At 74.2% G+C, this 12,052-nt stretch carries 8 protein-coding genes; 2 read left to right on the top strand and 6 right to left on the bottom strand.

All coding sequences use genetic code 11. From position 1 onward, the window contains the following. Window positions 1-6 precede the first annotated feature (6 nt). From ACZCLJ_RS12405 to ACZCLJ_RS12420, 4 genes are read right to left on the bottom strand one after another with little or no spacing between them, the layout of a single operon-like run. Entirely contained in the window at window positions 7-1,362 is a 1,356-nt protein-coding gene (locus tag ACZCLJ_RS12405; RefSeq protein ID WP_463103913.1) for a M20/M25/M40 family metallo-hydrolase, read from the bottom strand. Between the two features lie 43 nt (window positions 1,363-1,405). Next, on the bottom strand, window positions 1,406-2,875 hold the full coding sequence (locus tag ACZCLJ_RS12410; RefSeq protein WP_463103914.1) for an anaerobic C4-dicarboxylate transporter family protein: 1,470 nt from the start codon (window positions 2,873-2,875) through the stop codon (window positions 1,406-1,408). 45 nt (window positions 2,876-2,920) lie between these two features. After that, the gene (locus ACZCLJ_RS12415) at window positions 2,921-3,232 is read right to left on the bottom strand and encodes an SHOCT domain-containing protein (RefSeq protein ID WP_463103915.1); all 312 of its coding nucleotides are present in this window, start codon (window positions 3,230-3,232) and stop codon (window positions 2,921-2,923) included. Between the two features lie 48 nt (window positions 3,233-3,280). Continuing rightward, on the bottom strand, window positions 3,281-4,189 hold the full coding sequence (locus ACZCLJ_RS12420; RefSeq protein WP_463103916.1) for a DUF6325 family protein: 909 nt from the start codon (window positions 4,187-4,189) through the stop codon (window positions 3,281-3,283). A gap of 170 nt (window positions 4,190-4,359) precedes the next feature. Here ACZCLJ_RS12420 and ACZCLJ_RS12425 point away from each other — a divergent pair, with 170 nt between their 5' ends. Next, window positions 4,360-5,739 carry a hypothetical protein gene (locus ACZCLJ_RS12425; protein WP_463103917.1) on the top strand — a complete coding sequence of 460 codons (1,380 nt, stop codon included), beginning with the start codon at window positions 4,360-4,362 and terminating at the stop codon, window positions 5,737-5,739. A gap of 49 nt (window positions 5,740-5,788) precedes the next feature. Next, the gene (locus tag ACZCLJ_RS12430; protein ID WP_463103918.1) at window positions 5,789-8,488 is read left to right on the top strand and encodes a LuxR C-terminal-related transcriptional regulator; all 2,700 of its coding nucleotides are present in this window, start codon (window positions 5,789-5,791) and stop codon (window positions 8,486-8,488) included. Window positions 8,489-8,494: 6 nt separating this feature from the next. On the opposite strand, the gene ACZCLJ_RS12435 is transcribed toward ACZCLJ_RS12430, so the two are convergent. Together ACZCLJ_RS12435 and ACZCLJ_RS12440 are read right to left on the bottom strand one after the other, a co-directional pair. After that, window positions 8,495-10,474, bottom strand: coding sequence for a glycosyltransferase family 2 protein (locus tag ACZCLJ_RS12435; protein ID WP_463103919.1), 1,980 nt, complete (start codon window positions 10,472-10,474; stop codon window positions 8,495-8,497). A 3-nt stretch (window positions 10,475-10,477) separates the two neighbouring features. After that, window positions 10,478-11,998 (bottom strand): MFS transporter, encoded by a 1,521-nt coding sequence (locus tag ACZCLJ_RS12440; RefSeq protein WP_463106403.1) that lies wholly within the window; start codon window positions 11,996-11,998, stop codon window positions 10,478-10,480. Window positions 11,999-12,052: the final 54 nt, after the last annotated feature.

The raw sequence follows: 12,052 nt of genomic DNA on the forward strand, positions 1-12,052 counted from the left end.
CGGTGGCTACGCGGGCTCCTGCGTCTCCGCGTACCGCTGGAGGAACCGCACCTGGGCCACGACCATGCGCTCGATCTCCCGAGGGTCCACGCTCTCGTCGGACGCATGGATGCGCGCCCCTGCGACGTCCTCGGGTCCCCAGAGGACGAACTCGGCGCCGGGCGCCACGCCCGCGAGAGTTCTCAGGAGCGGGATGGACCCGCCGCTCCCGACGACCCCGGGCTCGACACCGTAGGCGTCCGCGAGCGCCGCCCGCGCCGCGGCGTACGCGGGCCCGTCCGTGCGGCAGTCGAACGGCGGGGCGGCCTTGGTGCGCTGGACCTCGACGCGGGCGCCCCAGGGGGCGTGGGACTCGAGGTGGGCGACGAGCGCGTCGAGCTCGTGGTCGGGGTCGGCACCCGGGACGATGCGCATCGAGATCTTGGCGGACGCGCGCGGGATGAGCACGTTCGACGACCCGGCGATGCCGGTGGTGTCGATACCGATCGCGTTGATCGACGGCTTCGTCCAGAGCCTGTCTCCGACAGGACCGGTCCCCACGAGCCCGACGCCGTCGAGCAGGTCGGCGCTCGCGAGGAACTCCTCGGCGGTGATGCCCTCCCCGTCCCACGCCCCCGAGGTCACCCCGCCGACGGCGACGTCACCGTCGTCGTCCTGGAGCGTCGCGAGGAGCCGGGCCAGGGCCATCATGGCGTCGGGAGCGGGCCCGCCGAAGATCCCGGAGTGCAGCGGGTGCTGCAGCGTGCTCACGGTCACGACGCACGCGACGTCGCCGCGCAGCGCCGTCGTGAGGACGGGTTCCCCGACCCGGAGGTTGCCCATGTCGCACACGACGAACGCGTCGCACTCGAACAGGTCGGGGTGGGCCAGGACGAAGGCCTCGAGGTTGCTCTCCGTCTCCTCCATCCCCTCCAGGACGATCCGGAGCGTGCACGGGGGTCTGTCGGCCAGGAGTCGCAGGGTGCCGAGATGACAGACGATGCCGCCCTTGTCGTCGGCGGAGCCGCGTCCGCTCACGCGGCCGTCGGGTCGCGTCGTGGGACGCCACGGGTCCGTCGTCCAGCCCTGCGCGGGGGGCGCGGGCTGGACGTCGTAGTGGGCGTACAGGACGACGACCGGTGAGCCCGGCGGTCCCGGGATCTCGCCGTAGATCGGCGGATAGCCGGACGGCACGTCCATCAGCCGGGCGTCGGTCGCCCCGGCCTCGTGCAGCATCCGGAGCGTGGTCCGCGCCATCTCCTCGACCGGTTCCGCCGGGTAGCCCGGGAACGCGACCGACGGGATCGCGACGAGCTCCGTGAGGGACTCCAGCAAGGACGGCATGAGCGCGCCGGCGCGCGCCGCGACGTCGTCGGTCTCCATGGGGTGCTCCCCTCACCGGGGTCGGCCGTCGTCCGGCCGGCCGTCAGAAGAAGATCGCTCCGATGAGCGCGCCCACGACGATCGTCGTGACCGACAGGACGAGCATCGGGACGAAGAAGCTGTGGTCGAGCAGCTTGGTGCCGAGCTTCGTGGTCCCCGAGAGGTCGAAGTTGGCGGCGGCGATCTGGGTTCCGTTGGCCGGGAGCGTGTACACGCCGCCGAGCGCACCGGCCCACATGCCGGTCACCAGCCCCGGCGACAGCCCGGCGGCGAGCCCGATGGGGACGATCGTGCGGGTCGCCGTCGACTGGCTCGTGGTGAGGGCTGCGACGAGGAAGACGGCCAGCGCGAAGATGAACCGCCAGTCGGTCACCCAGGCTCCGATGGTGCTGACGATCAGCTCCTCGTGCGCGGTGATGAACGTCGCCGTGAGCCAGGCGATCCCGAACAGCGCGATCGCGGAGATCATCCCCGCCTTGAAGACCGACTGGTCCGGCACCTCGTCGACCTTCGGCCTGCCGAGGAAGAGGATCGCGACGCCGACGACGAACATCACCAGGACGATGGTGGTCGTCATGTCGATGGGGACCATCCCCTCCTCGGGCACCTCGAACGCGGGGCGCAGCCCGGGGAAGAGGCCGAGGAGGACGATGGCGAGCACGCCGGCGAGGAAGGCGAGCGCCGAGTTCCGCCCGCGGCTCGTGTACGTCAGGGTCGAGGCGATCGACACGGGGGCGGCCGGCCCGTCGACGGCGTCCGCCGTCGCGCCGGTCGGACCCGCCACGGCCGGCGCGGCCGGTGCGTCGCCGCCCGCTCCCACGGCGGCGCGCGCGGGGGGCGTCGCCGGTACCCCGACCGCGGAGGGTGCCTCCAGCTCACCGGCGGCGATCTTCGCGAGCACCTCGGGGTCCTCGTCGAGCTCCTTGCCGGTCCGGTTCACGACGAGCGCCGTCACGACGATGCCGACGACGCACGCGGGCACGGTGATGGCGAGGATCTGCGTGAGCCCGAGGTCGTACGGCGCGACGTCCGTGAGCGTGAGCATCGCCGCCATCGCGGCCGAGACCGGCGACGCGGCGAGCGCGATGCCCGACTGGACGACCGTGACGGTCAGGGGACGCGACGGGCGGATGTTGTTCCGGTAGGACACGTCGTAGATGACGGGCAGCAGGGGGTAGATGATGTTGCCGGTGCCGGCCCCGACGCAGAACGCGAAGGCCGTGAGCGGTGCGATGACGGTGATCTGGCGGGGGTGGCGCTCGATGATCCGCGCGGCCATGGCGACCATCCAGTCGATGCCGCCTGCGGCCTGCATGAGGGCGGCCGCCGTCACCACCGCGAGGATGATCGCCAGGGCGGCGGCCGGCGGCTCACCGGGCGCCTCCCCGAAGACGAAGACGAGGACGGCGGTACCCAGACCGCCCCACAGCCCGACCCCGACGCCACCCGACCGGGTGCCCATCACGATCGCCCCGAGCACCACCAGGGCCTCGAGCACGAAGAGAACGTCCACGACCCGACCTCCTTGTCGGCCACGCCTGGGTGTCCGGGACGGACGTCAGGAGCTGAGGATGCGTGCCTTCTGGGCGTCGAACTCCGCCGGGGTGAGGACACCCTGGTCGCGCAGCCCGGCGAGCTCGCGCAGCTGCGCCAGCTTCGCGTCCATGTCGTCGCCGGCCGGGGCCGCGGGCGGGGGCGCCGCGTACTGCGGCGGTGGCGGTGCGTACTGCGGCTCGGCGTACGCCGGCTGCGCGTTCTGGGCGTCCTGCGCGGCCCAGCGACCCTGCTGACGGCGCTGCACGCGCCCGGAGACGGCGCTCGCCGTCCCCGCGACGACGGCGGTCCGGGCGACACCTCGGATCAGTCCCACGGCGTGCTCCTCTCTCGACTCTCTCGGTGCGGGCAGGGCCCGCGGTGGTCAGCGGCTCTCGACGGCGTCGAGCGCCGCGACGATCGACTGCACGGGGATCCTCCCGCCGGCGACGACCGACCCTCCTCCGCGGCGCAGAGCCGAGGCGAAGGGTGCCGCCCACAGGTTCTCGTACACGAGCACGCCCGCGGCGCTGCCCGGCTCGAGGGCGGCCCCGGCCTGCTCGAGGTCGTCGTCGCCCAGCAGGCCCGACGACGCGCCCTCGAAGACGGAGACGTCGAAGTCGCCGGTCGCGTCGAGGTCGTGCAGCTCGATGCCAGACACCTCGCCGGCGGTGTTCTTCTCGACGAACGCCAGGTCGAGGACGCGGATGATCCCGCGGTCCACGAGCTCGACGAGGAGCGGCAGCGCCTCGCCGTCGAGCCGGTTCTCGGGGAACTCCACGACGAGGAAGTCGATCGGACCCATCTCGTCCACGTCTCGCTCCATCGGTTCCACTCCCGTCGTCATGACGCTCTGCGGACCCGGACGGGCCCTCCTGGCACCACGGTCGACGCTGCGGCCCGACCCGTCCTCACCCTCCGGGGGTGAGGGGACGCCGTCGACCACGGCGAGCAGCCCGGCGAGGTCCGTGTCCCGCACGCGGTAGGACGTGACCGTGGCGGGCACGGACCGGCTGACGCCGTGCAGCATCTCCTGCACCAGCGCGCCCACCGGTCCGCGCACGACGACCTCGACGTCGGCACGCTCGCCCGCCGCCGAGGTGCGCAGCTCCAGCAGGTCGAGACCGAGTGACGCGAGCCGCTGGAGCAGCCCGTACAGCGCCGCCTGGTCGCGCACCGTCGCCTCGAGCAGCGTGCAGGCCGTCGCCCGGCGGACGCCGAGCTCGGCGAGGTCCGCGTCGGGCACGTCGACAGACCCCACCACCGTCAGCTCGACCAGGGTCGTCCCTGTCACGTCGCCCTCCAGACTCTCCGCGTCACGCCAGGATCCGCGCGCCACGTGTCGGGCGGATCACCCTGTACGGGTGCCTCGCCCGACTACCCCGGACGGGTGAGGAGCGAGCGCTCCTCCTGGCGCAGAGTGGACGGGCGGCCGCCGAGCGCCGCCACCTGGGAGGAGCGCGCATGGACGGCTCGCACGACGGCGGTTCCGTCGAGGAGCGGCTCGCCGCGCTCGAACGCGAGAACGCCGCGCTGCGGCGCCGCCTCGCCACCGCGGAGGTCGTCGCCTCGGCAGGACCGGCGCCGGTCCGCACGGAAGGCCCGCGGCCGCACCGCCTGCGGGCCGTGGCGTGCGTCGTCCTCATCACGCTCGGTGCCCTCCTCGCCCCAGCCGGCGCCGTCGCGGCGTGGGCCCAGCGCGAGCTCACCGACACCGAGCGGTACGTGGAGACGGTCGGTCCGCTGGCGAGCGACCCCGTCGTGCAGTCGGCGGTCGCCGGCCGGCTCACCGAGGCGGTCATGTCCCGGATCGACGTGAGCGCGCTGCTCGACGACGTCGTCGGCGGGCTCGAGGAGAACGACATCGCGCCCCGCGCGACGCGCGCTCTCAGCGCGCTCGAGGCGCCTCTGACGGGCGGCGTCGAGTCGTTCGTGCGCAGCGCCGCCGACCGGGTCGTGCAGAGCGACGCGTTCGAGGAGGCCTGGGTGCAGGCGAACCGGGTCGCGCACCAGCAGCTCGTCGCCGTCATGCGGGGCGAGGACGGCGAGGTGCTGCAGGTGGGGGCGGACGGGCAGCTGACGATCCAGCTCTCGGGGATGATCGAGATCCTCAAGCAGCGGCTCGTCGACCGCGGGCTCGACGTCGCGGCCAACATCCCCGAGATCGACGCGAGCTTCACGATCGTCCAGACGTCCCAGCTCGTGCAGGTCCAGAACCGCTACGCCCAGCTCGTGGTGCTCACGACCTGGCTCCCGTGGGTCGCCCTGGGCCTGCTCGCAGCGGGGGTCCTCGTGGCGACCCACCGCCTGCGGGCGCTCGTCGTCGCGGGTCTCGCCCTCGCCGCGGCGATGGTCCTGCTCGGCATCGCGCTCGCCGTCGCCCGCGGCGTCTACCTGAACGCGCTGAGCGGGCAGGTGGCGCGCCTGGACGCCGCCGAGATCGTCTTCGACCAGGTGGTCTCGTTCCTCCGCCTGACGCTGCGCACGGTCGGCGTGCTGGGCCTCGTGGTCGCGCTCGCCGCCTACCTGGGCGGGTCGAGCGCCTCCGCGCGCAGCCTGCGCGCGGGACTCGCCCGCATCGGGGACTCGGGCCGGGAATGGGCGGCGAACCGCGGCGTCACGTCGGGGCCGGTGGGCGACTGGCTCGCCCAGCACAAGACCTTCGTCCGTGTCGTCGTCGTCGCGCTCGGCGCGCTGGTCCTCCTGCTCGCCGGCCAGCCGACGCCCGCCCTCGTCGTGGGGACGGCCGTGGTCGCCGGCGTGGCGCTCCTCGTCGTCGAGCTCCTCGCCCGACCTGCCCCCGCGCAGCCGGCGCAGCCCGTGCAGCCCGTGCAGCCCGCCTGACCGGCGATGACGTCGCGCGCGGATCCCACCACGCGCGTAGCCTGCTGACATGGCCTCGGTCGAGCCACGTGCCGAGCCGGAGGTAGCGCCACGCGTCCCGGTCGCCTCCGGTACGTTGCGCGCGCGCACGACGGTCCCCGTCCTGCCACCCTCCACGGTTCGTCGGCCAGGCCTCGAGGCCCGGCTGGAGGAGGCGGCCTCCCGGCGCCTCACGCTCGTCTCGGCCGGTCCCGGCTGGGGGAAGACGACGACGGTCGCCGCCTGGGCTCGGACCCGGCCGGGTCCGCGCGTCGCCTGGCTGACGCTGGAGCCGTTCGACGACACGCCGACCGCGTTCTGGTCCGATGTGCTCGCGGCGCTCCGCGACGCAGGTGCCGTCCCGCCGGACCACCCGCTCGCGGCGATCACCGTGCCCTCCCGGATGTCGGCCGGACTCCTCCGCCGCATCCTGCGCGGCATCGAGGAGCTGCCCGCTCCCGTCGTCCTCGTCCTGGACGACGTCCACCACCTCGCCACCGCGGACGTGTCCGGCACGGTCGACGACCTGCTGCGCTACCCGCTGCCGCTGCACGTCGTCGTGCTCACCCGCATCGACCCCCTGCTCCACCTGGAGCGGCTCCGCGGACAGGGCGAGGTCGTCGAGCTCGGCGCGTCGGACCTCGCCTTCGACGCGCCGACGGTCGCCGCGCTCGGTGCCCTGCACGGCCGCACGCTCGCACCGCGCGAGGTCGAGCGCCTCCTCACGGAGACGGGCGGGTGGGCCGTCGGCGTCCGGCTCCAGGTCGAGGCCGCCCCCGACGCGGCGGGCCGGGCCCGCGCGGAACGCTCGGCGGCGGAGTTCCTGCTGTCCGAGGTGCTCGGGCGGCGGGACCCGGTGGTGCGGCAGTTCCTGCTGCGCACGAGCCTCGCCACGACGCTGTGCGCCGAGCTCGCGGAGGTCCTGGACCCCGGGGCGCCGGCCGGCCGCCTGCTGCCCGAGCTGGCCGCCTCCGACGGCTTCGTCACCGCGTTCGGCGACCAGCGCCGGTGGTATCGCTACCATCCCCTCTTGCGCGAGATGCTGCAGAGCGAGCTCCGTCTCGAGGACCCCGACGCGCTACCCGTCGCCCACCGCGCCGCAGCCCGTTGGCTCGTCCGCCACGGCGACCCGCTGCGCGCGCTCGAGCATGCCGTCGCGGCCGAGGACTGGGGGCTCGCGGGCACGGTCTTCGTGGAGGGTGCCGCGGTCCACCTCGTCGGACCGCACCGCCAGGCAGTGGCCGACGTGCTGGGTCGCGTACCGTTCGCGGACCTGGAGCCGGACGTCGCGCTGCACCTGTGCGCGGGCTCGCTCGCGCTCGTCGACGACCGGTTCGAGGCGGCGAACCACCATGTCGAACGAGCGCGCCGGCTGGTCGGCGACGCGACCGGCGCGTCCGTCGCTCCTGCCGTGGTCCTGCTCGGCCTCCTCGAATCGTCCGTCGCCCGCTCCCTGGGGGACGTCCGGCGCCAGGCGAGCAGCGCGGGAGCGGCACTGGCCGCCGCCGCCGCCGTCCCCTTCCCCTTCCCCGCGCTCGAGACCTACCGTCGTCTGGCTCTCGCGCAGCGTCGGGCCGCCCTCGCGTGGTGCGCCGTCCCGTCCGGCCGTGCCGTCGACCTCGTCCCGGCACCCGCGGCGAGCTCCGCGGACGCTGCGGGGGTCGTCGACGGCGCGCGACGGCTCGTCGACCTGGAGGCGCAGGGAGCCGTCGCCCTGCTCGAGGTCGCCCACGGCCGGCTGGCGAACGGTGAGACGCTCGCCCGCGCGGCGGTGGACACGGCCAGGACGAGCGGATGGGAGACGCACGTCCAGGCCCGGGCCGCGCACGTGGCACTGGTCTGGGCGCACTACCTGCGCGCTCACGACGACGGGCTCGACAGCGCGCTCGCGCACGCCCTCTCCATCGACGGCGGTGGACGCGAACCGGCGTCGGAGGCGGCCGCGCAGCTGGTCCAGTCGCTGGTCGCCGCGGCCCGCGGGCACGGCCGTTCGGCCCGGCAGGCGCTCGCGGCCGCAGATCGTGCGCTCGGCACCGCGCCCGTCCCCCCCGTGCTCGCGGACCTCTGGGTCCGCGCCACGACGGAGATACGGCTGCTCGAGACGCCGTCCGTCGTCGGACCGACCGGACCGCTCCCGCGGTCATGCCCCGACCTCGGTGGCCTCGGGTCGGCCGCGCTCACGGCGGTCTGCCGCGCGCGCCTGCACCTCGCCGCCGGCAGGACCGGTGCGGCCCTCCAGGAGCTCGAGACCGTGAGGGACGCGCAGGGCGCCCTGGACGACCTCGTGCGCGTCGAGGCCGCGCTCGTCGAGGCCTCCGCCCTCGCGCACGCAGGCACCCGCAGAGCGGACGACGCACTGGCCCGCGCGCTCGGCATCGCCGTTGGCGAGGGGCTCGCCCGACCGTTCCTCACGGTCGGGTCACCGGAGCTGCTCCCCGCGCTGACCCGCGCGGTCGCCCATCGGGACGACGCGCTGTCCGCGCGCCTGCGCGCACGCCTGCCGCACGACGACCGTCCCGAGCCGGCGCCCCTGGCCGAGCCGCTCACCGAGCGCGAGCTCTCGATCCTCGCGGTCCTGCCGACGATGGAGAGCAACGTCGAGATCGCCGAGGACTTCTTCGTCTCCGTCAACACGGTCAAGGCGCACCTCAAGGCCCTCTACCGCAAGCTCGGCGTCGGGTCCCGCCGCGAGGCGGTCCGCCGCGGCCGCGAGCTGGGCATCCTGCCCTGACCGGGTTCACGGCTCGTCGGCGACCCGGGTCGTGGTGGAGGCGGCCGAGCGGACGACCCGGTGGTACGTGCTCCGGATGGGTGGCAGGAGCTGGAACAGGCTCAGCGCAGCGAAGACGAGCGTGTTGATGCCGACGAACAGGCTCAGCGCGGCGAACCACGTCGACTGGAGGACCGTGGAGGGGAGAGGGCTCCACGTCGGCAGGACGGCGGCCGCGGCGAGCACGACCGGGACGACCAGGGCGGACGTCACGGGCCGGGGCACGTAGTTCCAGCCTGCCCGCTCCCGCGTGGCGATCTGCACGAGCGACGTGAGGAACGTCCACTGGAGGGCGACCGCGTAGGTCAGCTCGAGCACCAGCGGCGCGGCGACCGCCCTGCCCCGCCAGCCCGCCGCCCACGCCGTCACGACACGCTCGACGAGGAAGACCGAACCGACCGTCAACCAGAACGGCGACCACCGGACCTCGTCCGACGCCAGGAGGGCGACAGCCGTCAGCACCAGGTAGGCGTGCAGCGCGAGGACCCCGTAGCCCAGCGCGACCTGCTGACCCCAGTAGCGCGCCGTGGTCCGGGTGAAACCATAGGCACCGACGTTCTCGATCGCCCCACGCTGCCAGCGCAGACGCTGACGCCACAAGGCGCGCCAGGTCGGCATGACCTCCGTGGTCACCCGGCACCGTCCCGGCGAGGTCAACGCGGCGCCGAGGGACTTCAGCGCCAGCGTGAGCTCGTTGTCCTCGGTCATCGCCCGGGTGTCGTAGACGTCTCCCGTGACGCCGGGGATCAGCGTGCCCCTCGACTGCGCCACGGCACACAGCGCGAACGCGCGGAACACGGACGCGGTGCCGGTCAGCACGAACACCTGCCCCTCGCGCCGGGAGATGACGCGCTGGTAGCGCACGAACTCGTTGCGCTGCATCTGCCCGAGGAGGCCTTCGCCGTCCTCGCCGGAGAACAGGCCGCCGACCGCCATCAGGTCGGGATCGTGCTCGAGCCGCCCGATGGCGACCTCCAGGAAGTCGGCGGTGACGCTGGAGTCGGCATCCATCACGAGCACGACGTCGTCCACGTCGGTGTCGGGGAGCAGCCCGGCCAGCACCTGGTTGAGGGCACCGGCCTTGTGCTCGTCGTTGGCGACGGTCTCCACGACCTCGGCGCCCCGCTCACGAGCGATCCGGACCGTCGCGTCGGTGCAGTTGTCAGCCACGACGACCACCCGGTCCGGCCCGCGGGTCTGACGACCGAGCGATGCCAGCGTCCGGCCGAGGACCGCCTCTTCGTCATGCGCGGGGATGAGCACCGTGCAGCGGATCCGGCGGACGTCGTCGGCTCCGACCGGGATCGCGGACGCCGGCCAGGCAGGTGGCTCCTCCAGCTGCAGCGTGCGGGTGGCGACGGCCCCCAGCGTCCGCCGCCCGGCCGTGGCGACCTGTGCTGGTGGAGGAGCAGAGAGCCCCCGACCGCGGGCCAGGACGCGCATGGCCGTGGCGGCCTGCAACGCCGCCATACCGACGAAGAAGGCCGCCAGTCCCAAGCCCAGGACGAGCACGGCCCCCGGGTCGGGCGCGGTGAGGCTGACGTCGACCGGGAGCACCGCCTCGCTCGCGCGGCGCGGAGATGTCGGGACGATGCGTGCCTGGCCCCGCACCACCACCCAGGCGCCGACCCCGAGCAGGACGACCGTCAGCGCGCTCAGGGCCAGGGCGACCCATCCGAGCCTCGCGGCCCGACGGTCCCAGGTGGTGCCTGCAGCTCCCGGAGCGGCCTCCCCGGCCGGCCCGGTCGCGACGCTCCTGCGGCGGAGACCGACGGCCGTGGCGACGACGATGCTGAGGAGGAGGACGGCAGCGACCCAGAGCAGGAGGTCGCCGAGCCCGGCGAATCCGAGAAGTGCAAGGACGACCGCGAAGAGCGTCAGGACGAGCCACAACGGCGCCGCGCGCCGCCCGTCCCGGACTTTGTGAGCTCGTCGTGGCGTCTCCACGCGTCAGCCCAGCGCGGGGGGTGCCGCGCCCGGCACCGGGTCGGGCAGCCGCCGCATCCGGAACGACTGCGCCACGCCGAGGAGGCCGGCGCCGAGCGGCACGAGGAGGGCCACCTGCAGCGCCCGGGCCCGCACGTCGTCGTTGATCCGCAGGATCTCGTCGCGCACGGCCGCCGGCTCGTCGGCCAGCAGCTCGACGAGCTGGGCGTCGCTCATCACCTCGGCGTCCTCCTCGAGGACCTGGCTCACCTGCGCCTTGTCCTCGGGCGGCAGCACGAGGCTGTCCTGCGCCTGCGCGGTGAACCCGCGCGCGAGCGACGCGAGCATGACGGCGCCCGCGAGCGCCAGCCCGAGCGACAGCCCGAACGACCCCGCGGCCGAGTTCACGCCCGCCGCCTCCCCCACGCGCTCCTCGGGGATCGGCGAGAGCGTGAAGGCGTTGAGCTGGGAGACGAGGAGCCCGAGACCGCAGCCCGCGACGACGAGCGGGACCGCGAGGTACCACCCGGAGGTTGCGCGCGGGACCACCGGCAGGAGCGCGGCGACCCCGACCACGAGGAGCGAGAAGCCCGCCAGGACGATCGTGGCCGGGCGCCGTCGTCCGGCCCGCCGTCCCGCCAGGATCGCCGCGCCGAACATGCTGAGCGAGAGCGGCGCGAGCGACAGGCCGGCGAGCATCGCGTCGTACCCCAGCGCCATCTGGAGGAACACGGGCAGCGCGATCATCGCGCCGCCGAGCGCGACCTGCTGCAGCGTCTGCTGCGACACACCGAGGCGGAACGGGGGCGAGCGGAACAGCGCCGGGTCGACGAGCGGGGCCGCGCCCCGGCGCTCGCGGCGCAGCACCCAGCGGGCGAGGCCGATCAGCCCCAGGACGCCGACCGCGACGAGGATCCCCACCGCCTCGCCGCCCTCCTGCCACACGAGGACGCCGAGCACGACGCCACCCATGCCCAGCACGGAGAGCACGGCCCCGACGACGTCGACCGAGCGGTCGCCCGTGAACGGGACGTCGTGCACGAGCCGGATGCCGGCGAGCACGACGACGATCACCACGGCCTCGAGCCCGAACGCGACCCGCCACGACAGGTAGGTGGTGATGAACCCCCCGAGGAGCGGTCCGACCGCCGCCGCCACCGACGCGGACGCCCCGACGAGCGCGTAGACCTTGGTCCGCGCGGTGCCCTCGAAGCTTCCGTGCACGAGAGCCTGCATGGACGGAAGGAGCAGGGCGGCACCGAGTCCGCCGACCACGGACCAGAAGATGACGACCACGACCAGGCTCTGCGCGAGCATCATCGCCACCGCACCGATGCCGTACCCGAGGAGGCCGATCACGTACGCGCGCCGCCGGCCCACGAGGTCACCGACCTTGCTCCCGAGGAGGATGAACGCCGCGGAGACGAGCGCCTCGAGCGCGATGGCCGTCTGGACGCCGCTCACCGTCGTCCCCAGGTCGCGGACCACGGCCGAGATCGACACGTTCATGAAGGACGTGTCGACGACGAGGACGAACATCGCCATCGCGAGCAGCACCGCGAGCCGCCGGTCGACCCCCTGCGGCGCCTCCGGTCCGCT

The sequence above is a fragment of the Cellulosimicrobium sp. So1_17 genome (assembly GCF_055181235.1).